This is a genomic window from Burkholderia sp. BCC1644 (genome assembly GCF_902833225.1).
Classification (GTDB): domain Bacteria; phylum Pseudomonadota; class Gammaproteobacteria; order Burkholderiales; family Burkholderiaceae; genus Burkholderia.
The window spans coordinates 74,408-95,100 of the sequence record NZ_CADFEI010000009.1; the positions used below are offsets into that span (position 1 = coordinate 74,408).

Annotated in this window: 16 protein-coding genes; 3 read left to right on the top strand and 13 right to left on the bottom strand. The window is 63.3% G+C overall.

All coding sequences use genetic code 11. The features are described from left to right. Positions 1 to 113 precede the first annotated feature (113 nt). The 13 genes from HWX87_RS19230 to HWX87_RS19290 form a co-directional block, all read right to left on the bottom strand. Positions 114 to 662, bottom strand: a complete 549-nt coding sequence (locus tag HWX87_RS19230; protein ID WP_176048596.1) for a hypothetical protein — start codon at positions 660 to 662, stop codon at positions 114 to 116. A 9-nt stretch (positions 663 to 671) separates the two neighbouring features. Next, positions 672 to 1,724 (bottom strand): hypothetical protein, encoded by a 1,053-nt coding sequence (locus tag HWX87_RS19235; RefSeq protein ID WP_176048597.1) that lies wholly within the window; start codon positions 1,722 to 1,724, stop codon positions 672 to 674. 91 nt (positions 1,725 to 1,815) lie between these two features. Further along, positions 1,816 to 2,301, bottom strand: coding sequence for a hypothetical protein (locus HWX87_RS19240; protein WP_244137710.1), 486 nt, complete (start codon positions 2,299 to 2,301; stop codon positions 1,816 to 1,818). Continuing rightward, positions 2,292 to 2,972 carry a pilus assembly protein gene (locus HWX87_RS19245; protein ID WP_176048598.1) on the bottom strand — a complete coding sequence of 227 codons (681 nt, stop codon included), beginning with the start codon at positions 2,970 to 2,972 and terminating at the stop codon, positions 2,292 to 2,294. The genes HWX87_RS19240 and HWX87_RS19245 overlap by 10 nt, the downstream gene beginning before the upstream one ends. A 29-nt stretch (positions 2,973 to 3,001) precedes the next feature. Then, positions 3,002 to 5,134 (bottom strand): TcfC E-set like domain-containing protein, encoded by a 2,133-nt coding sequence (locus tag HWX87_RS19250; RefSeq protein ID WP_176048817.1) that lies wholly within the window; start codon positions 5,132 to 5,134, stop codon positions 3,002 to 3,004. Between the two features lie 234 nt (positions 5,135 to 5,368). After that, positions 5,369 to 5,893: a CS1 type fimbrial major subunit gene (locus HWX87_RS19255; protein WP_176048599.1), complete on the bottom strand. Its 525-nt coding sequence runs from the start codon at positions 5,891 to 5,893 to the stop codon at positions 5,369 to 5,371. A gap of 485 nt (positions 5,894 to 6,378) precedes the next feature. Further along, entirely contained in the window at positions 6,379 to 9,420 is a 3,042-nt protein-coding gene (locus HWX87_RS19260) for a hybrid sensor histidine kinase/response regulator (protein WP_176048600.1), read from the bottom strand. A 174-nt stretch (positions 9,421 to 9,594) separates the two neighbouring features. Then, positions 9,595 to 10,260 (bottom strand): response regulator transcription factor, encoded by a 666-nt coding sequence (locus HWX87_RS19265; protein ID WP_176048601.1) that lies wholly within the window; start codon positions 10,258 to 10,260, stop codon positions 9,595 to 9,597. 398 nt (positions 10,261 to 10,658) lie between these two features. Then, entirely contained in the window at positions 10,659 to 10,931 is a 273-nt protein-coding gene (locus tag HWX87_RS19270) for a hypothetical protein (protein WP_347880181.1), read from the bottom strand. 25 nt (positions 10,932 to 10,956) lie between these two features. Beyond that, complete coding sequence (locus tag HWX87_RS19275; RefSeq protein WP_176048602.1) at positions 10,957 to 14,040, bottom strand: ATP-binding protein; 3,084 nt, start codon at positions 14,038 to 14,040, stop codon at positions 10,957 to 10,959. Positions 14,041 to 14,404: 364 nt separating this feature from the next. Continuing rightward, a complete protein-coding gene (locus HWX87_RS19280) occupies positions 14,405 to 15,418 on the bottom strand; it encodes a hypothetical protein (protein WP_176048603.1) in 1,014 nt (337 codons plus the stop codon). 114 nt (positions 15,419 to 15,532) lie between these two features. After that, positions 15,533 to 16,360 carry a hypothetical protein gene (locus HWX87_RS19285; RefSeq protein ID WP_176048604.1) on the bottom strand — a complete coding sequence of 276 codons (828 nt, stop codon included), beginning with the start codon at positions 16,358 to 16,360 and terminating at the stop codon, positions 15,533 to 15,535. 120 nt (positions 16,361 to 16,480) lie between these two features. Next, positions 16,481 to 17,068 carry an SEL1-like repeat protein gene (locus HWX87_RS19290; RefSeq protein WP_176048605.1) on the bottom strand — a complete coding sequence of 196 codons (588 nt, stop codon included), beginning with the start codon at positions 17,066 to 17,068 and terminating at the stop codon, positions 16,481 to 16,483. A gap of 359 nt (positions 17,069 to 17,427) precedes the next feature. On the opposite strand from HWX87_RS19290, the gene HWX87_RS19295 reads away from it, so the two are divergent. The 3 genes from HWX87_RS19295 to atsR are packed head-to-tail and all read left to right on the top strand — an operon-like array spanning position 17,428 to position 20,670. Then, positions 17,428 to 18,300 carry a helix-turn-helix domain-containing protein gene (locus tag HWX87_RS19295; RefSeq protein ID WP_085038381.1) on the top strand — a complete coding sequence of 291 codons (873 nt, stop codon included), beginning with the start codon at positions 17,428 to 17,430 and terminating at the stop codon, positions 18,298 to 18,300. Between the two features lie 44 nt (positions 18,301 to 18,344). After that, entirely contained in the window at positions 18,345 to 18,848 is a 504-nt protein-coding gene (locus HWX87_RS19300) for a molybdopterin-dependent oxidoreductase (RefSeq protein ID WP_176048606.1), read from the top strand. A 1-nt stretch (position 18,849) separates the two neighbouring features. Further along, positions 18,850 to 20,670 (top strand): hybrid sensor histidine kinase/response regulator AtsR, encoded by a 1,821-nt coding sequence (atsR, locus tag HWX87_RS19305; protein ID WP_176048607.1) that lies wholly within the window; start codon positions 18,850 to 18,852, stop codon positions 20,668 to 20,670. Positions 20,671 to 20,693 lie beyond the last annotated feature (23 nt).

Genomic DNA, 20,693 nt, shown 5'->3' on the forward strand with positions numbered 1-20,693 from the left:
CCGACGTGGAACCCACTTCACCGCGCGCGGACCGGTGATTTGCACGGACCGTGCGCGCGCCACTGCCCACGGCAAATGGATTGCTCACCCACCTCGACAGGAAACGGGCACTTTCACTGCTTGACGATGATCGGCTCGAAGGTCAAGGACAGCGTACCCGTGTACGTGCCGACGGTACTCTTGAAGTCTCCCGCCGGCGGCAATGCCGAAATGGCAAGCGCGTAGTACCCTCTGGAATCCACATTCGGATCCGGAGCAGCCGGATTCCGGAATTCGACGCCCTGCTCCATGCTCAACTGCGACAGCACGGCGCCTTCGGGCCCCATGCTGACAGTCGGGTTCCGGAACGCAAGCGTCGGCTTTGCCTGGTTGACGATTTGCAGCGGTTGATCCATGCGAACACGAAACCTTCCGGTGGTCGAATCGATGCGCAGCCTTGCCTGTACGTCATAGGCCGTTTCCCAGCCGCCGAGCTGCTGCATTTTCAAGCCGTTTTCGAACCATCCGCCCTTGTCATCCGTCACGATCAGGTTATTCGCTCGCGTCACGCTCGCCGTCACCTTACTCGTCGTTTTACCGGTAATCAGAATGATCTGGGCAGACGCGAGCGTCGGTAACGCCGTCAGGCCAATCAGCATCCACTTGTAGACCCACTTCCGCATCTCGCCCTCTCAGGATTTCGTAACAATAGTGAACGTCAGGACGTCGGAGTAATTTCCGGTACTGACACTCGCCCCCACGGACGTTTTGAACGTCGGAACAAAGCATGTCCTGTTACCCTTATTCAGCGTGACCGGGCTGCTCTGACTGTTCGGAATGGCGAATGTTCCGGTGCCGCTATCCAGCACCACGGCATATGGAACTTTCTGAGATGCATTACTGACATTCTTCAAGAAATATTTTCCACCTGAAATACCATTTTCACTCTTTGCATCAATGACAAACTGACGAGAGCTGTTCACGCCGGTATAAGTGAAACAGAGCTGCTCCGTCGAACCCGTGAGCGTTTTTTCACTGTCACCGCGCGGCAGTTCGCCGAGCTTCCAGTCCGGCGCGGCTACATCGATCGATATTGCGGCCGGGGGGCGAGGCGGCGGCAAAGTAGGCTCCACGACTTCACAGGTACTACTACTGCCCATGGTGCTCAGATATGCGGCGCCCGTGACCTCCCCGACATCATCGCCTGTTGTGAAATTGCCGGCACGAACCCCAATACCTGGCCAGTTTGAGATAACCGAATTATTAATCTGAATTTCCACACTGGCAGTAAATGGAGTTTGTTTGTACCAATCCCCACCGCCCTTGCCACCTTCCCTCTCCGTCGTATAGTTGTACATGACATACCCCTCACCGACATAAAATCTATCGGAAGCGACATCACCAATCTTTACCGAGCGCGCCGCACTACTGCTTGGCAAAAGATTTCCATACGAATCATACGTGTAAATCAATATCCCCCGGGAATTAAAGGTGCGTCCACCAGTATTTCCGGCCGCCGTATTGTATTTAATATCGAGACGAATAGTACTTGTGCCATTCCCGTTATCCATCCAGGAGCACGAACCATAACCAGACGCGACCTTCGATGTAATAAGTTTAAATGCGCTCGCATTTTGCATCACGAACAAAAACGGCAACGCAAGCACGACCCTCCATGAAAATACAGATACTTTCCATTTCAACATTCTTCGCATCATGCCGCCTGTATAAAATATATTCCACATGATCTCGTCGGGAATTTCGAGCGCACAAACGCACGACAGATTCGGCCCACATTCGATAACGGATTCCAGCGAATGAGAACGACCATCGACCCTATCGTGCCGCGTCGCCATGCTGATAAATCACGACCCCGTAGCCAATGCTTATCGACAAGGGTGTTGCGAGGCTGTCCTGCGTGTCGTTGGCCACGACGATGCGCTCCGTGGGCCTGAAGGTGACTCGCCAAACCTGCGTTTTTTGCGGCGACGTACCGAGTTCCCTCATGACCATCCGGTATTTCTGCGCCGGCGCCAGCACCAGCCGGTTCGGCTGGATCAACAAGCCAGGCCGCTCGACCTCCGCCACCGGAACGAGACGCTCCGGCGTCTCACCCGGGTTTTCCACCAAATGCTGTTCGACGTTCAGATAGAGCGGTGTATCACCAACGTTTTCGGCATAAAGCTCGCTGGCCGGCTGGTCGGGCGCCAGCGTCAACTCCACACGCGACAGCTTCAGTACGCCAGCAGCCATACTCGATGTACACGCCAGCACGGCCAGCAGCGCCAATACGCCACGCAAGCGGGTTTTCATCACGGACATGAGAGCGTCACCGGTTTGTCGTCGACATTCATCGACATGCGCTTTGCCGCAAAATGCTGCGGCGTGCCCGGAAAGACGGCCAACGTCTGCGGCCCCTTCGCCTTCTCATAAACGACCTGGGTAAAAAGCTGGCGCACGTTCCCCGTGTTTTCCAACGTGAGGCCGCCGCTTTCGCATCGATGCGTCCAGCTCGAGATCTGCTTGCCCGGCGCCGGCATATGCCGCACCAGCACGCCATAACCGATCGACAACGACATTGGCGCGGTGATCCTGTCCTCCGGTGCGTTATCGACCTTCAACGACCGAACCGGCAAGATGTACAGCCGGTAGATTTCCTCCTGCTCCGGTTCGGCGAGCGATTTGAGGACGATCGACCGCGTCTGATTCGGGCCGAGCGTCAGCTTGTCCGGGCTGGCCAGCAGACCGGGGCGCGCAACGTCACCGAGATCGACCTTCTTCTCCGGCGTCACCCCCGGATTCGTCACCTTCTGGACGTTGATGTTCAGATACAGCGGCGCATCGCCCATGTTCTTGACGGTTACCGTCTGCTCGTGTGCGTTGAATACCTTCGTCGTGGCCGGCATCACCATCAGCTCACCTTCCGCATGGGCGGATTGGGCGGCTGCCATCACCAGACCGAACAGCAGTGAAAGTGGGGTATAACGTTTCATCGCATTTCCTTTCTGTATTCGCCGGATCGTCATTCGCACCGGAAATTGCTGCCCTTCGCGTCCTTCAGGTCACATGTCAGCCGACGCCCATCCCGCTCGACCGTAACGAGCCGCAGCATCTTCTTGCTGACGATCGAGAACAAACCGTTCCGATGCACCGTGTCGCCCGTTTCGACAATCCGGCCGCTGATTGGCTTGCCTTCTCCGTCCGTCATGAACCCGCTGTAGATCATGTTGATCTCGACGCGCGCCTTCGTCGAAAACACCTGCCCGGGGTGCGCGCGCACGATGTTTGCCGGCACTTCGATATTCATGTCGAGGTTGTCGCTATTGCTGAACACGCGCGCGAACGGCACATCGTTGTATGCGTTGAGCGGCACCGCGTAAGTCCCGCCCCCGGCAACCGGGCTACCTTCGACGTTGAAGCCATACTTCATGCCGTCGATCACCGGCGTCTTCAACAGCATCGCGCTGCCGCTCGAGCTATAGCGCCCGAATGCAACGCCATCCTTGCTTGCCGCAACCATCCCTCGATAGTTGAAGTCGACATTGCTGCCCGTATTGCCGGTACCGAGATTCAGCGATGCGTCGCCGCGCGTGCCGGAGCGCGTACCGTAAAGGTTGACGCCATAATTACCGCCGACCCGGTTGGCCGTGGCGCCAATCGTCGATGTGCCGAAGTTGTCCGCGAAATCCTTCCGGACGTCCCCGCTCAGCTGCGTCTGACCACCCACATGCGCGGCATTGACTGTCCCCTGAACCTTGTCCAGCGTCATGGTCGTGTTGAAGTACACGCCATAGCCGCCACTGCGGCTCTGGTAACCGCCTTTCTGCACACCCAGCGCAAACGTGGCCCACAAGCCGTTCGGACGATAGTTCCAGCGGACTTCCGCCTGATGCGACGGGCCGCCGCTCCGCGACTGCATGTAGTTGTAACCGACCGTCGCCTTGCGCAGGCTGCGGCTATAGGACACGCTCGTGCTCGGTTGACCGGTATGGAAGCGCGACACGTCGGTGCTCTGGTAGCGGCCGACCGACAGACTGCCGAGCGCTTCGCTGGCCATCGAGATGTTTATGTAGCCACCGACGCCGCGCTCGCCGGCCAGTAAACCAAGTGTCGGTTGAATATCGATGTCGGCGATCTGCGTCGGACGCGTGATATTGACTTCCCCCGCCCATTTGCCGCCCTGACCCGCAAGCGCCGACGAATTCAGGTAGAAGTGCTTGAGGTTCCGGCTCACCCCGGCCTCGAGCAAATACCCGCTGCTGCCCATTTCCTTGCCGGCCGTGAAATGCCAGGCATTGCCGCCCGTCGCGTTGAAATTCAGGTTGTTGATTTCACGGCGTTCGGTACTCACCACATTGCCGTTACGGTCGACGAGCCGAACCTCGAGCGGATAGTAGCCGCCGGGCAGATCGGCGAAACTGATTTCGTTGCGCCCGATCACGGCCGGCCGCTTGAAAATCAGGCGACCGTTTCGGTAGAACTCGTAATTCCCGTCGGCTGTCGCATAAAGAATCAGCGAGCCGACGTTGTTGTCCAGTTGCAGATGCGCCTGGCTGCCGACCGTTACGAACTGGTCGAAGCTCGGCGACAGCATCGTACTGACAGACCCCGACGAATAGTCGATGCTGTTCTGCTTACCCATTCGCACGTAGGTGCTGGCGAAGTTCTTCTGCAGGTAATACGACGACACACCGCGGTCACCGCCGCTGTAGCCGGACGAACTGGTCTGGTTTGCGTACCAGCTCACGTAGCCGAAGCTCTGGGACGGGAGCCCGACCCAGGTATTGCCGTTGACGTTCGCCGCGCGATAGCCCTCGGATGCGGCGCGCAAATCGATCGACTGGTTGTTGACAATACCCAGATGGGTCTGCGGCGCAATGTAATCCTCGCGCGCATCGCGAATCGAAATCGATCGCTTCAATTTGTCGACGGTCACGTGATAACCGTCGATCTCCAGGTCGCAGCCATTGCTGCAACGCTTGTAGTCGAGTTGCGAAACGACTTTGCTTAACGCAGCGATGTCCTCCTTGGAAATGCCGTTTTCTTCATACTTGCTCGCATCGAACGTAAGAACCGAATCCGTTTGCGAATAGCTCAAAAAGCCGGGCAACGTCCGTCCATTGAACGTTGCCACGTAATTGGCGACGTCGTCCATCTCGGCCGCACTGAACCCTTCCGGAACCCCGTAAGAGACCTTAAGCTCTGCGAATGAATGCGATGAAGCAAAAATAAACGCACCCAGCCACAGCTTGTTAAATCGGAAGGGGACTTTTTCGGCGAACACGATCTTTCTTATGAAGGAGTTGGACGGACACGCGCTTGCTTCCTGTCGTGGCGCTAAACAGGAAGCCCCTTGATCCGGGGCTTCCCGTCAGCCTTGCTACATGCCTTACGGAGCCGTAGCAGCAGCCGGCTCGAACACCATGACGAGATCGCCGCTGTAGCTGCCGTTGGTGCTCTGGGTACCGGCTTGCGTCGGTGCATCCACGTTGATCTTCAGGTTGTGGATTTCGTCGAAGCCGCCGTTGCCGGAAACGGTTTGCGTGATTTTCTGAACGCCCGTCGTGATGTCGTGGTCGCCGGCCTGGCTGGTCAGCGCAACCTTTGCGTTCTTCATTTCATAGCGACCATTCGACATCTTCAGCGCCTGCGACAGCGAAACGTTGAAGTCGGCGTTCTTCGTCCACACGCGGATCGGCAGCGTCTTCGCGAACTTCGATTGCGTGTAGTCGGTGGCTTCGAGTTCTTCCGTGCTGTACCACGTCTTACCGTCCGGCTTCGACACGAAGATGCCGTCGTTGATTTGCGCGGTCAGCGTGATCTTCTTCGACACGGGCTCGGCCTGCGCCGTATGTGCCATGCCGAACAGTGCCGTGGTCATACCCAGTGCCAGAGCGATTTTGCTGAGTTTCATCTGATGCTCTCTTTTAAACGATTTTCGAAAATTAAATGCCGAAACTAGTCGGCACACGTTATGTGGAAGATCACCTCCACTAACGAAATTTTCCGAGAGCATCACCAAATGATGAATAGGACGATTTTTATATATGTCAAAAAAATACTCGTAAACGTACGAATATTCTCTTTCATCAAACTCAAGTCGTTGATTGTTAATTCAATCTCACAATTTGGGTGATCGCACGCTTCACGCGCGCGACAGCACATGCTGGAAATGATCGGGGAAGGCGCGCCACAAGGTTTGCCACACGCGCAAAAGGAAGAGGCGACCGGTCGACGCGGGCGCTCGACTCGCGGGTTGGGGACGGTCAAGTGCGATCTGACGTTTCTACGGATCGTGTAACGACCGAGGGGATGACGCCGCTACGCTTCGCTTCGGCAGACTCGCCGCGGCGCGGCATATGTCGATCAGATGTGCTTGCCGGACTGCGCGAAGCCCGTTCAGCTCAAGCGCGCCAACGCAGCCGCGATCGCCGCCCTGCACTCAGGCCACGCCAGTCCAAGTGCATCCGAACCGTCGTGAAGCAACACGCGTTCGGCCTGCGCACAGGCATCCCGCGCCACGGTATCGCGGGCAAGCGCAAATCCGCCGCGCATCGAATGCAACTCGACCTTGATCGATTCGATATCGTTTTTCGGCAGTGCCGCTTCGATCACCGTCAGCGAACGCAGCGTCGCCTCGCGCAATCTCTGCAGCATCTCGTCGGTTACCGCGAGCGGCACGTCATGCGCCGGCGCATGCGCTTCACCACTCGCCACCGCCCGCCGCCCGCCATGCCGCCGCAACACCGCTTCGAGCGCGCCGATCGACAACGGCTTCAGCACGACCTCCACCGCGCCAGCCCGTTCGCAACGCCGGCGATCCTCATCCGTCGCGTGTGCGGTCATCGCGATCACCGGCACATTCGAACCCTGCTCCCGCAGAAAATTCGCCAACGCAAACCCGTCGAGCTCGGGCATGCCGAGATCCGTCAGCACGACGTCGAACGGATGCTCGAAAAACGCACGCATCGCCTCGACGCCGTTGGACACGATCGTCGCGTCGTAGCGCAGCGCGTCGAGCTGGTCGTGCAGCAACGCGCGGCTCGCCGGATGATCCTCGGCGACGAGCACGCGCAGCGGTTCTTCTTCGTCACCGGCCGACGACACATGCGTTTCAGCGTCCGCCGTCGCGTCGCCCGCTTCATCGGGTTCAGACGTCGCCCCGTACCCACGCACCGCATCCACGAATGCCGGCAGTTCCGGCGTATCGACCCGCCACCCGTGCGGCGCTTCGGTCAGCGGCAACCCGGCGACGAACGTCGAGCCTTCACCCAGCCGGCTGTCGACGCTCAGTTCACCACCCATCAATGCAACGATGCGCCGGCACAGCGGCAATCCGAGCCCCGTGCCGCCGAAGCGGCGATAAATCGACGCATCGGCCTGCATATAGACGTCGAACAGCGTCGGCAGGCTGTCCTCCGGAATGCCGACGCCCGTGTCGCGAACGACGATCTCGACGCGCTGCCCAACCGCACCGCCCGTCGCGAGCCCTGCATCGATCGTCACGCCACCCCGCTTCGTGAACTTGATCGCGTTGCTGACGAGGTTCGACACCAGTTGACGCAACCGTGTCGGGTCGCCGACGTAACCGTCGGCCAGTTCCGGCGCGATGCGGCACGCGAGTTCGAGGTTTTTCGCATCCGCGAGCGGCCGGAACATCGCCGTCACGTCGTTCAGGATTCGGCGCAGATCGAACGGAATATGTTCGAGCACCATCTGGTTCGACTCGGCCTTCGACAGGTCGAGCACGTCGTTGATCACGCGCAGCAACACGTCCGACGACGATGCGACCGTCTTCAACCGCCGCCGCTCCGCCGACGGCAGCGACGCGCGCGCCATCAGTTCGAGATTGCCGATGATCGCGTTCAGCGGCGTGCGGATCTCGTGGCTCATCGTCGCGAGGAACGTCGACTTCGCCTTGTTCGCCTGCTCGGCCGCCGCACGCGCGTCGCGCAACGTCGCCTCGACTTCCTTGCGCGCGGTGATGTCGATCAGCGTGCACAGCAGCACGTCGATGCCGCGATACTTGGCGCGCACCATGTGCGCATCGAGATACGCAAAACCGTGTTCCGCGCGCTCGATCGCGAATTCGTGCGTGACGAGCCTGCGCGCGCCGCCGCCGCGCACCGCGTCGCGATAGACCTGCCACAGCCGCTTGCCGAGCGGCGCGCCCGACACGGCCTTGTCGTACGCGGCCATCGCGTCGTTGCGCACGATCGCGTCGCCGTCGGCGAGCGACAACAGCGCCAGGCCGGCCGGCGCGGTGCGAATCAGCGTCCGGTTGAGTGCCTCGCTTTCGATCAGGCGTATCGCGCGCCGGTTCGCGGGGCGCAACGCGCGCCGGTCGAACAGCACGATCGCGGTCCACAGCACTGCGATGCCGATCAGCGCAAACGTGCAAGCGATGCCAATGCGCACGGCGTTGGCGATCGCCACGCTTCGCCATGTGTAACTCTTGATCAGAACGAGGTCGGACCCGGCCAGACGGTCACCGAGCACGAACCTGCCGCCAATGCGATGCGGGATGATCGGAACGGGACTTCGTTTCAGTACACGCTCGAGTGTTCGTGCGACGAGCGCGCCGTCATGCGGTCGTCCGAACACGATATGCCCGCTCGTGTCGACGAGCACGTTCTCCACATCGGATGTCCGCGGCGCCATGATCCGGTCGAGCTCGGGACGGCCGTTGAAGACGAGCCACGCGAACGGCTTGCCGTCCACATCGCTCAACAACTGCGCAAAGCGGGTAACAGGCCTTCCGAGCACCGGATCGTCGCGTGTCTCGACGACGATGCCGCCATAGGGATCCGCCGGCTCGAGCCGGCGTGCGAGCGCCTTCAGATCGGACGGAGCCAGTCGCGCGGGGGCCCGCCTGGCCAGTTCCGCGCCGAACAACACCAGAAAGTCGTCGTTCACGCCGACCATGTAAGCCGTGAAATCCTTGGCAATCGAAACCGGCGACGGTGTGGACACAGCGTGACCCATCCGGTAGAGCGCGCCAATATAGCGGACGTACGCGGCTGGCGACTTCCCCGACGTGAGATCGGCGAACCCGACAACCGTCAACTTGCCATGCGGGTCCAGCCAATCCAGCCTGCCGCCATTGTCGATCATCGTTTGCAGATCGGACGGCGGCACCACATCGGGACTGCCGTTGGCCGCGGTCATGTTGTCGGCGAAACGCCCCAACAACGCCTGCGTCACCTGCAGTTCCCCGTGCAGTTCCGCCACTTCCCGCAGGAACGTCGAGCGCATTTGCGCAACGTAGTCGCCGATGGCAAGCCGCACGACGAGCAGCGCGCACAGCACGATGAACACGGTCATCGCCGCGCCGCCGCCGTACAGCAATGCCTGCTGCTGACGCCGGACCCGGCCCGGATCGAACGGCTTGCGGCCGACGGCGGCAGCCTGTGCGGCAAGCCTTTTCAGTTTTTCAGGCATACGATTCGCTGGGGTTTCGCTGTCGTCGGACAAGCGCCGGCATGCGCCCGGACTCGCAGCCGCTCGCCTCGCGTGCGACCGTCACACGTCGAACCCGTGCGCCGGAACGGCATCGGCGCCGCGCCAGGCGCGCGCCACACCCGCCCGCGGCCCGCACCGAGCCGTGTGCTCACGTCAGTCACGCGCGTCCGGCCCGCCCGGATCCTGCACATTGCCTTCGTCCGCGTACCGGATCAGATCCGCGTCGCGGACGATCCCGAGCTTCTTCATCGCGCTCGACTTCTGGGAACTGATGGTCTGCTTGCTGCGATGCAGCTGCGTGGCGATCTCGCCCACCGTGTAGCCGGCGCCGAAGAGCCGGACCACCTCGATCTCGCGCGTCGTCAGCGCGCGCGCGACGGGCATCGCATCGCCATCCTGGAGCAGTTGCTTCACGAACGGCGACATGTAGTTCGCGCCGACGTAGGCCGCATGCACGGCGCCGATCAGGTGCGACAGCGCATCCGACTTGCTGAGGATGCAGTTCACGCCCTGCTTCTGGATCGCGCGCAGCACGCTCGGATTGTCGATCATCGTGATCGTCACGATGCGCAGCGCGGGGTAACGACGCTGCAGGAACGACAGCAGCACGAGGCCATCGCCGTACTTGCCGCCGGGCATCACGTAGTCGAGCACGAGCACGTCGCTCGGCTGCGCGTCGAGCGCCGCGACCAGATCCGTCGAGTTCGAAACGGCGTCCACCAGCTTGATCGTGCTGTTGCCTTGCAGCGCCTGCGACATCCCGAGCGCCGATGCCGGATGATCATCCGCCACCATCACGCGCACTGAAAATTCGTCCATGTTCCTGTTTCTCCCCGAGGCTTCCCGTCACGCATCCGGCGCGCGACGCTCGCATACTCGCGCCGTCAGCCGATCGTCAGCCACATACGGCCGCCGGACAATAGTGACCTAATTTTAAGATAAATCCGGCCGCGTTTACCGGTCGGACGGGCCATCGATGCATCGCGCATCCTGCGCGCCAACAGGCGGGTGCGCTGCGATGGAGCGTTGCGCGGTTCGAGGGATCGAACCCGCGTCACCGGGGAAATCCGCTGCGCGGCGCGCCCGTACGCGCCAGGGGCGGCATTTGCAACCGGCCGGGCCGTATCCGGTCGCCGCCGCCTGCCGCTACCGTACGCAGGGCGTCTCAGCGGACGGGCGCAGGGCGATCCCGCTACGTATCGCCCCGCCACCACGCACTATCGGTGCACCGACTCGCCGGGTTCGTCATGCCGCGCTCCTTCCTGGCGCATTTTCCACTCGTTGATCGCGCGCCGTCTCTGAGCCGGCGACATCAGCAGATACTCGTTCATCATGGTCAGAAATTCCTTGCGCGACCGCTCGGACAGCGCCGCGAATTCGATCAGCAGTGCGAATATCTTCCCCAAGTGACGCATGGTCTTCCCCTCCAGTGTGATTTGAAATGTGCACTGCGACGGGTGCAGGCACTCTGCCTCTTTTATGTCGGACATGCGTTGCTGGGTTCCGTGTTGCCGGTTACTTGCCATGCAGTGCCGCCTCGCGATCGGCCGGCCCGCTCGCCGCGCTTTCCGGCGCAGCACCGCACCGCTGCCACACGGACGCAAGCGCGCCGCGCAGGTGCGCGAGCGTCACGGGTTTCGTCAGGACGCGCCGCACGCCCGCCGCCACGCAGCGACGCATGCCATCGGGCGACAGGTGCGACGTGATGACCAGGACGTCGCACGCGACGCCTTGGTCGCGCGCGGCTTCCGCCAGCTCGTGCGCGCGCAGATCGGGAAGATCGGCGCCGATCAGCAGCACGTCCCAGCCGCCGTCGGCCAGCGATTCGAGCGCCGCGCGCCCGGACCCGACCTCAGCCACCGTACAGCCGAGTACGTGCAGTTGCTCGCGGAAAATCGACCCGTCGACGGTTTCGTCGCGCGCGACCAGCACGCGCGGCGCTCGGTCGATGGACGGCTGTGGCCGCGCCAGCACGGCGCGCCGCCGGCCGGGCATGGCGACACGCGCAAGCTCGCCGGCGGATGAAGCGGCAATCGCGCTTTCACCGCGACACGACGCGCAGCACGACAGCGCGGCGCGCAGGCCGCCGAGCGAATAACTCGATACGCGCACCGTGCCGCCCGCGCGGTGTGGTTCGAGCGGGCCGTCGCACGTGGCGAGGATCAGCGGCGCACAACCGCGCAGGTTGCCCAGTTCGGCATGCGACCAGGCATCGGGATCGCCGAGCAGCAAGACCGGACCTGCCAGATCGCCCGGCAGGCTCGACAGGTCGTCGTACACATCGACGTCGAATCCCCATGCATGCAGGTGCGGCAACGCGAATTCGCGCCACGCGCGATGCGCGGCAACGAGCGTCAGCGAACACGCCTGCGTGCGCACGCCGTGCGGCCGGCCGGGCATGGCGACGTCCGCGCCGAGTGGCAGACGGATCGTGAAGCGACTGCCGACGCCCGGCTCGCTCGCCACGTCGATGCAGCCGCCCATCGCCATGACGAGGCGGTCGCACAGCGCGAGCCCGAGCCCCGTGCCGCCATAGCGGCGCGTGATCGACGTGTCGACCTGCGTGAACGCCTTGAACAGCTTGCGCCGATGCTCGGCGGCAATGCCGATGCCGGTATCCTCGATCGCGACCGACAGCACCGGCGCGCCGTGGCCGTCTGCAACGACGGCCACGCGTACGGTCACGCGGCCCGTGCTCGTAAACTTGATCGCGTTGTTCAACAGGTTGCCGAGCACCTGCGCGAATCGCGTCGGATCGCCGCGCATCCGCTGCGTGTCGGCCGCGTCGACTTCGCAGAACAGTTGCAGGCCCTTCGCCTTCGCGATCGGCGCGAACGCGCTCAGCTCGCGTGCGACCGTCGCGATCACGTCGAACTCGATCGACTCGACCTGCATCGCGCCGGCCTCGATCTTCGAGAAATCGAGAATGTCGTTGACGAGCGCGAGCAGGCTCGTCGCCGACGTGCGCAACGTGCCGACGCGGCCGTGCTGGACCGCGTCGAGCGCCGAGCGTTCGAGCAGCTCGAGGTTGCCGAGGATCACGTTCAGCGGCGTGCGGATCTCGTGGCTCGTCGCCGCAAGGAACGACGATTTCGCGGCATTGGCCGAATCGGCCGCGCGCACGGCCTCTTCCAGCTTCTGCATCAGCTGGTGCTTCGCGGTGGTATCCGCGACCGCAGCGATCAGCACGTCCGCACCCTGATAGCGTGCGCCGCACGCGATGAATTCGAGATGCAGGTGCGCGGCTTCGCCGCCGTCGATCACGAAGTCGTCGTGCAGCACGCGGCCCGCGCCGCCGCTTGCGACGTGCGCCTGCCACGCGGCGGCCATCTGGTTCGACAGCTCGCGATAGTCGCCGCCGATCCGCGCGACCATTTCCCTGAGCGCGGGACTCGCCAGCATGCAGCGGCCGTCGTCGTGCGCGATCAGCCCAAGGCCGATCGGCGCCATCTCGATCACGCTGCGGCACAGCGCCTCGCTGTCGAACACGCGCTGCGAGCGCGCATAGAGCGGCGCGAACTCGCGACGGTGAAAGCGCAGCAGCAACGTCCACATGACCGCGAGCGTCAGCAGCGTCGCCGCCATCAACGTGCCGGCCGAGCGCGCGACGCCGGACGCGACATCGGCCCACGACAGCGCGTATGCGAAGGTCCAGCCGGTCGATTCGAGCTTGCCGTGAAACAGCAGGAAACCGTCGCGGAACTCGGGCGAGCCCGACGACGCGCCGCCGCGCCCCGGCGCCAGCTTCAGCAGGCGCGCCGCGCGGCCGGCATCGCCCACGGCGGGATCCATCGCGACGAGCCGGCCGTCGGCCGTCGTGATGGTGAACGCGCCGTCGGGCCGATAGTCGGCCAGCCATGACAGCAGGTAGTCGGGCGAGTATTCGGTCACGAGCACGGCAAACGTCTTGCCGTTGTCGTGCGCCTCGGCCGCGATCCGGATGCGCGGCTGCCCCGACACGGGATCGGTGAACGGCGCGAGCCAGCGCACGTGCGGACGGGTATCGACGACACCCGGATACGCACGCTCGAAATCGATGCGCAGCGCATCCAGCACGCGGGCGCGATCGTCGGGCGACGCCAGCGCGGGATCGTCGCGGTTCCGGTTCGGCACCAGCCCGAACATGCCCGTGCGCGTGCTGTAGTGGTAGCCCTCCAGCGTGCGCCCGCGATTGATCGAGCTCGCCGCGCAGATGCGCGCCAGCAGCACCGACAGCGACAGGTAGCGCGCCACCTCGGTGCGATTGCCGGTCTGCCCAGGCACGCCGAGCACGAGCGACGGATGCGGCCGGATCGCGACGCGCTGGTCGTCGCCGAAGAATGCATCGACGACCGATTCCGGCGCGCTATCGGCCTCGCGCCAGATCAGCTGCGCATTCGCGACGCCGTTGCGGAACGAGGTTTCGCTCACCTGAATCTCGTTGAGCGTCTGCTCCAGCCCGTTCAGGTAATTGCGCCGCTCGCCCTCGACATGCCCCGAGACGATCGCCGTCATCCCGAGACCGCATGCGATCAGGACCAGGACGGTAACGACGATGCCGCCACCGAACACCGAAATGCTCAGATAGCGGCGGAGGGATTGAAGCGGACTCTGCGGCATGACGCGCGACGAGGGTCGCGCCCTCGAACGATGCCGATTCGAAGCGCGACGCCTGGCCGGAATTCACCATGGAAAAGATGGAATGAATTCCGACGATGCCAAACGGGTATGGGAGCGTCCACCCCAAATGAACCGTTTCGTACACGTCAAATACTATTGAGCAGATATTTAGAACTTGACCGAAATTCGATGCGGGAAAAAGTGACGTTAGGATGCATCCCGGCTGCCCGCCGGACCATGCAACGCGCAACCGGGAGGAAGAAGAGGCGAGGAAAAAGGCGGGGGCGGGCCATCAAGCGGCATACCCCCGCGGAGACGCCGCTCAGGCGGCGAGGCACATCGGCGGCCGTCGAACGACGGCAGGTCAGTTCTGCGTGAGCGGGTTGAGCGTCGTGCACAGGAACCCCGTGCAGTTCGCCGGCTTGAAGTAGAACGAAGCCATCACCGGCGTGGAGACGCCGAGCGCGAGATCGCTCAGATACGCGGTACCCTGCGCGCCGAACGTGTTCGACTGCTGGACAAAGCTGGCGCCGGTCGACTGGATCGCGGCCGACTGGTACGTGAAGGTCGGCGACTGCGTCTGGTCCTTCACGTAGACCCACGAGATCGTGCTGCCGAACAGCAGCGCGCCCTTCGCGCGATAACCCTTCGCCCCCTCGCTGTTGGCCTGCGCGATGAAGTCGCTGACGCTCGTCGTCGGCGTGAGCGCATCGTACGTGTAGGTCGCGCTCGACGCGTTGTTCTTCATGTACACGTTCGACTGCACCGAGCCGATCACCATCGGGCCCAGGAACCAGTAGCCCGACTGGCCCTGGCCGTTCGCCTGCGTGAGGAACGCGTTCGGGTCGGCCGGCAGGCCGGTCGTCGTATACGTGTAGGTGGCCGACGAACCGCCATCCTTGCGATACAGGTAGCCGTACGTGAGCGGCCCTTCGTAGCGATAGCCGTTCGTGCCCTGCGTGTTGGCCTGGTTGAGGAAGGTCGTCCAGTCGCCCGGCGTGGATTGCAACTGGTACGTGTAGGTCTGCACGGTGCCGTCGTTCACGAAGATCGAGCGCGAGCCGCCGTTGGACGGGGCGTAGTAGTAGTCGCCCAGATAGCGGTAGCCCTTCGCGCCTTCGCTGTTGAGCAGCGTCAGGAAGCTCGCCTGGTCCGCCGCGGTCGGCTGCGCGTCGTAGCGCAGCGTCAGCGTGCTGCCACCTGAGCCACCTGAGCCGCCCGAGCCGCCGCTTCCCGTTCCGCCGGACCCCGTACCACCGGTGCCACCGTTGTTGCTCGTGCCCGATCCGCCGCCGGACGACGCAGGTGATGAATTGTCGTCGCCGCCGCAGGCGGTCAGCGCGAGACAGGTCAATGCGATCAATGCAACGGCTTTCATCGGAATCACCTCGAAACGAACAGGACGAACGAAGCCGGCGCGCGCGGCTCACGCCACACGCACGGACGATTGCGAAGCGGAAACCGGCCGGCGGCGCACCGCCGGCCCTGGACGTCAGTTGACCTGGAGCTGGCCACCGCGGCCGAGGCCGCCCTTGACGTCCTGCGCCTTGTAGCTGCGCAGTGCGACGACCATCTTGTTGTACGCGTCGATGAACGCGACGACGGTCGCCTTGCCTTCCGGCGTCGACGAGAACCCGGCCAGCGCACCGCCCACGCCACCGCCGAAGCCGCCCAGCGCGGCACCGTAGTTGGTCGCCGTCGAGCTGCCTTCCGACGCCGCGATCTGCACGGCCGAGCGCACGTCGAACAGCGTCAGCGTGACGACCGATGCCTTCGTCTGCAGGTGGCCGGCCACCGCCGCCACCGCGCTGTTGCCGATCAGCCCGCCGATCATGCTGCCGATGCCGCCGATCGGCGAATCGTTGATGACGATCTGCGGTTCCATGTAATAGTCGGCCGCGACACGCTGGCCCTTCTGCTGCTTCGAGCCCGCGCGGTATTCGCCCGAGTTGCGCTGCAGTTGCGTGATGCGCGACAGGCGCGCATCGCTCTTCTGGTTGCCGATCGACGTGATCACGAAGCAGTTCGACTGCTGGACGGCCAGGCGCAGCAGCGGGTCGATCGTCGTCATCTTGGTCGCGCTGCCGAACGGGCCCCACCAGTCGGCGTTGCGGCCGTCGTCGACGGCGATCGTGCCGAGCGGCGACGTGCAGCGCTGCAGCCCCGAATCGGCGCCGGCGCTCGTGCCGCCCGCGGCGGCACCGGTCACGCCCGCGTTCTGACCGCCGGGCGTCACTACGCCGCCGCAGCCCGCCACGGACGCGCAAAGCGCTGCAACCAGCGCACCTTGAGTGAGACGTTGGGAAAGGTTGGTCTTCATGTCGTTGTCGATCGATTAGAGTCGTTGTTCGGCTTATGTGTTCGTGCGAACTTCGATAAGCCCCCCGGCTGGCGCGCGATGGTGGTCTCCCCGCTGCTGCCCCCGTTGCTTCAGGCCCGGTCAGTAGTACCAGTACGTCTGCTGCCAGACGCCGTAGTACGGATAGCCCGAGTACCAGTAGCCGTAATAGACGTCACGCCATTGCGTGCGCCATTTCCAGTCTTCTTCGTCTTCTTTCTTTGCCTTGCGCGCAAGGTCGAGCAGCTTCTTCGATTCCTTGTCGCCACGGCCGGCCGCGATCGACAGCCACTTCTCCGCTTCGCGCGCGTCGGAGCCCATTTCCTCGAGGCCGAACAGGTAGAAACTGCCAAGCGCCTTCTGCGCCTGCAGGTCGCCGCGCTCGGCCGCCTCGCGCATCCACTTGAGTGCCTGGTAGCTGTCCTGGCGCACGCCGTCGCCGCGGAAATAGCGCAGGCCGAGATCGTAGGCGGCCTTCGGCTGGGTCTTCGCGGTTTGCTTCAGCGCGGCGATGCGCGGATCTTCCCGGTCTTCCGAATCGTCCCTTTTTTGATAGGACACCTGATCTTTAGGACGGTCGGAACAACCTGTGTCGTCGCAGATCCGCACCGTGTTGCTGGTGGCGGACGGATCCTGCGCGCACGCGGCCAGTAGCAACAGCAGCCCTGGTGCGAGTAAACGGCGGTACATTGTTACTTTCCCCAAGTTTTATTGGCGCCGCAATTCTTCGAGCTTTTCACCCCCGTGAGCTCGCACCCGGTCGCGCGCGGCGCAACGGATACAATCCGTCGACGCCGACACGCATTCCAAGGCTCTCTCAGGTTCTCTCTTCGAATCGTTCAGTCACCGCTTCATTGTTGTCGCTTTTCGTTGTACCGGCTGTTGCCGGCTGCGATCTCCAAACATGACGCGACAAACAAAGGTGACGTGGTGAGCAATAATAATGAAGAAAAACGGCATGTCAAGGTGATTCGCTTTTTCAAAGTTTGCGTGTCACGTCAGTTTTGATATGCTCTCCCTCGCCAAAAACCCTTGGAGACCCCATCGAGATGTCCAACAGCGAGCAGGCCAACGTCGATCTCATCACCGCCAACAAGGTGCGCGACCTACTGAACCGGAACGGCATTCCGCCGCGAAGTCACAACACGACGATCGCGAACGTGCTCGGCCTCAGTTTCTCGGTCGTCACGCGCAAGATGAAAGGCCTGATCCCGTGGAACCTGTCGCAGTTGCAGGACATCGCGACGCATTTCGGCGTGCCGCCCGCGATCCTGCTCGACGACAAGGGCACGCAGCCGGCCGCCGCCGAGATGATCGACGCGACGCTCGTGATCGAGTCGCGGCGCTTTCGCTGCCGCGCCGCGATCTCGACCAAGGCCAGCAGCCAGATCGAGACGGACTTCGTCGCGCTGCAGTGGCAAGGCGAATGGCTCATCACCGAGCGTCAGCACGCGCGCGAGGGCCGCACCTATCCGGTCGACGTGATCGAGCTGCGCTCGACGCAGCCGAACGTCTATGCGGCGCGCATCGCCGTGGTCGACGATTCGCAGGACGTCGCCGAGACGGTATGTGAATATTTCATCGAGAAAGGCGTGAACGCGATCCCGTACTTCGACGGCGCGACGTTCCGCAAGGCACTGGAGGTCGAGGATTTCGACGGCTACATCCTCGACTGGATGCTCGGCGACCAGACCGCCGCCGAGCTCGTGCGCGGCATCCGCTCGAGCGAGAACAGCGGCGCGCCGATCTTCCTGCTGACCGGCAAGATCTCGACCGGCGAAGCCAGCGAAGACGAAATCGCGCACATCGTGTCGCACTACAACGCGCGCTGCGAGGAAAAGCCGGTGCGCCTGCCGATCCTGTTCGCCGAAGTGGCGCGCGAACTGAAGATCACGCTGCCGGCCGCGGCCGCCGCGAATTGAGACCAGAAACACAACCCACCACACAACAAGACCGAGGGCATGACATGCGAATTCCGACCATCTGGACCAAGAGCCTGCTGACGGCCTGCCTGCTCGGCATGGCCGCAGCGGCCTGGGCCGCTTCGTCGTTCAGCTTCACCGTCGACGGCAAGATCGACAAGCACAACCAGCAGGGCAAGTCGACTTACGTCTTCTCCGAGCAGGCGCTGATGGCGCTGCCCCAGCACACGATCGTCACGTCGACGAGCTGGACGCCGAAGGCGGCCTTCACCGGCCCGCGCCTGTCCGACATCCTTAAGACGGTCGGCGCACACGGCACGCAGATCGAGTTCCGCTGCATCGACGAGTACACGTTCACGATTCCCGTGTCCGACGCCGATCGCTACGGCGTGATCCTCGCGCGGACGATGAACGGCAAAGTGCTCGACAACGACAACTACGGCCCGCTGTGGATCATGTACCCGCGCGACCAGTATCCCGACGAACTGAAGACGCCGCTCGGTGAAGCCAAGTTCGCATGGCAGATCATCGGCCTGACCGTGAAGTGAAATGAAACGCGGGCGATGGAAAAATAGAAAAATCATCCTGGTCCTCGGCTCGCTGTGGATCATGGGGTTCGCCGCGTGGGCGTTCCTGCTGTGGGACCTCCTCGCCACCTCGGTCAACGAGGGCGTACTCGAGGGGCCGCGCGAAGGCGTGTTCTGGACCGCCGCGCAATACCGGAACGTCTATACGCGGTTCGACCGGCAACTGATCCTCTACGCGACGCACGAGGACGACGACTTCGATCACGTCCAGATGCAGCTCGACAGCCTGTCGGTGTCGTTCGGCTTTCTGCAGCGGCCGTCGGAAGTGTCCCAATACTGGCTGCGCATCCCGCGCGCGCGCAACGAGATCGACGCACTCGGCGAATTCATGACGCGCCTGAAGCGCGACGTACCGCCGCTGCGCGATACGCCGCAGCACGCACGGCAGGTGATCGACGAGGTGAACGCGTACTGGCCGAAGGTCAACGGCCTCGCGAACTATTTCCGCGCGATCGAGATGGCACAGCGCGACTTCACGTTCCATCAGCTGAAGGAAAAGCAGCGCGCGATCCTGATCCTCGGCATCGTGCTCGGCGTCATCCTGTGCGCGCTGTTCCTGCTGCTGTTCTATACGATGCGCACGCGTGACGACCTGCTCGAACGGCAGGACGCGGCGCTCGACGCGGAACGCAAGGCGTCCGACCGCGCATTCGAAATGATCGAGGCGAAAAACGCGTTCCTCGGAATGGTCAGCCACGAGTTGCGCACACCGCTGCAGGCGATCTGCGGATCGGTCGAGATCCTCCTCGCGCGCCCGCAGTCGGACGCGAACCTGAAGACGATCCGGCGGCTGCAGAATTCCGCGCTGTCGCTCGAGGCGCTCGTCAAGGACCTGACCGATTACATCAAGCTGCGCTCGACGAAGCGCCTCGCCGAACGGGAAACCGTCGGCATGGCGTCGCTGCTCGCCGAGGTGCTCGATCCGCTGCGCGAGAAGATCGCGGCCAAGCGGATCGCGGTCGCGCAACAGGTCGAGCCGCACGATCTGGCGATCCGTTCCGATCGCAAGCTGCTGCGCCAGGTGCTGTCGAACCTGATCGAGAACTCGGTCAAGTACACGCTCGGCGGATCGATCGACGTGTCGATCACGCTCGCCGACGCACCGGCCGGCCAGCAATTGCGGATCGCCGTGCGCGACACCGGCGCCGGCATCGCGAAACCACACCTGTCGAAGATCTTCGAGCCGTTCTATCGCGCGAACGACGCGGTCGGGCTGCATGTGGACGGAATCGGCATGGGGCTCGCCGTCGTGCGCGAAATCGTGACGACGCTGCGCGGGCATGTGGACGTGCGCAGCACGGTGGGCGAAGGCAGCGAGTTCGTCGTGACACTGCCGGCCGAAGTGCCCGGCATCGACACCGCCGGCAACGCGGCCGGAGATGCGCCCGCGCTGCCGCACGCGGCCGCGCACCGCGACCGGCGCGCGCTGGTGGTCGACGACGACGACAACGCACGCGAAACGCTCGGCGCGATGCTGTCGGCGCTCGGCATCGACGCCGATCTGTGCAGCACCGGGCAGGAAGGCGTCGCGCGCTTCGGCGCGAGCCGCTACGACATCGTCGTGCTCGATCTCGAGCTGCCGGACCTGAGCGGCTTCGAGGTCGCACGGCGCATTCGCGCAGTCGCGGTACCCGACGACGACGGCCGGCATCCGGCGATCCTCGGCGTCAGCGCGTATGAATCGGCCGCGCTGCGCGAGAACAAGCAGGTGTTCGACGAATTCCTGCCGAAGCCCGTCCACCTGCGCGAACTCGGCGCGCTCGTCGAGAAGCTGCTCGCCTGAATCGGTGCGCCGCGTGCAGACGC

What these genes read in the sequence shown, in the direction of transcription:
- HWX87_RS19250 (WP_176048817.1), bottom strand. Translation starts at nt 5,134, where the DNA reads ATGGACGACGTCGCCAATTACGTGGCAACGTTCAATGGACGGACGTTG.
- HWX87_RS19255 (WP_176048599.1), bottom strand. Translation starts at nt 5,893, where the DNA reads ATGAAACTCAGCAAAATCGCTCTGGCACTGGGTATGACCACGGCACTG.
- HWX87_RS19280 (WP_176048603.1), bottom strand. Translation starts at nt 15,418, where the DNA reads ATGAAAGCCGTTGCATTGATCGCATTGACCTGTCTCGCGCTGACCGCC.
- HWX87_RS19260 (WP_176048600.1), bottom strand. Translation starts at nt 9,420, where the DNA reads ATGCCTGAAAAACTGAAAAGGCTTGCCGCACAGGCTGCCGCCGTCGGC.
- HWX87_RS19300 (WP_176048606.1), top strand. Translation starts at nt 18,345, where the DNA reads ATGCGAATTCCGACCATCTGGACCAAGAGCCTGCTGACGGCCTGCCTG.
- HWX87_RS19285 (WP_176048604.1), bottom strand. Translation starts at nt 16,360, where the DNA reads ATGAAGACCAACCTTTCCCAACGTCTCACTCAAGGTGCGCTGGTTGCA.
- HWX87_RS19295 (WP_085038381.1), top strand. Translation starts at nt 17,428, where the DNA reads ATGTCCAACAGCGAGCAGGCCAACGTCGATCTCATCACCGCCAACAAG.
- HWX87_RS19270 (WP_347880181.1), bottom strand. Translation starts at nt 10,931, where the DNA reads ATGTCCGACATAAAAGAGGCAGAGTGCCTGCACCCGTCGCAGTGCACA.
- HWX87_RS19265 (WP_176048601.1), bottom strand. Translation starts at nt 10,260, where the DNA reads ATGGACGAATTTTCAGTGCGCGTGATGGTGGCGGATGATCATCCGGCA.
- atsR (WP_176048607.1), top strand. Translation starts at nt 18,850, where the DNA reads ATGAAACGCGGGCGATGGAAAAATAGAAAAATCATCCTGGTCCTCGGC.
- HWX87_RS19275 (WP_176048602.1), bottom strand. Translation starts at nt 14,040, where the DNA reads ATGCCGCAGAGTCCGCTTCAATCCCTCCGCCGCTATCTGAGCATTTCG.
- HWX87_RS19230 (WP_176048596.1), bottom strand. Translation starts at nt 662, where the DNA reads ATGCGGAAGTGGGTCTACAAGTGGATGCTGATTGGCCTGACGGCGTTA.
- HWX87_RS19245 (WP_176048598.1), bottom strand. Translation starts at nt 2,972, where the DNA reads ATGAAACGTTATACCCCACTTTCACTGCTGTTCGGTCTGGTGATGGCA.
- HWX87_RS19240 (WP_244137710.1), bottom strand. Translation starts at nt 2,301, where the DNA reads ATGTCCGTGATGAAAACCCGCTTGCGTGGCGTATTGGCGCTGCTGGCC.
- HWX87_RS19290 (WP_176048605.1), bottom strand. Translation starts at nt 17,068, where the DNA reads ATGTACCGCCGTTTACTCGCACCAGGGCTGCTGTTGCTACTGGCCGCG.
- HWX87_RS19235 (WP_176048597.1), bottom strand. Translation starts at nt 1,724, where the DNA reads ATGTGGAATATATTTTATACAGGCGGCATGATGCGAAGAATGTTGAAA.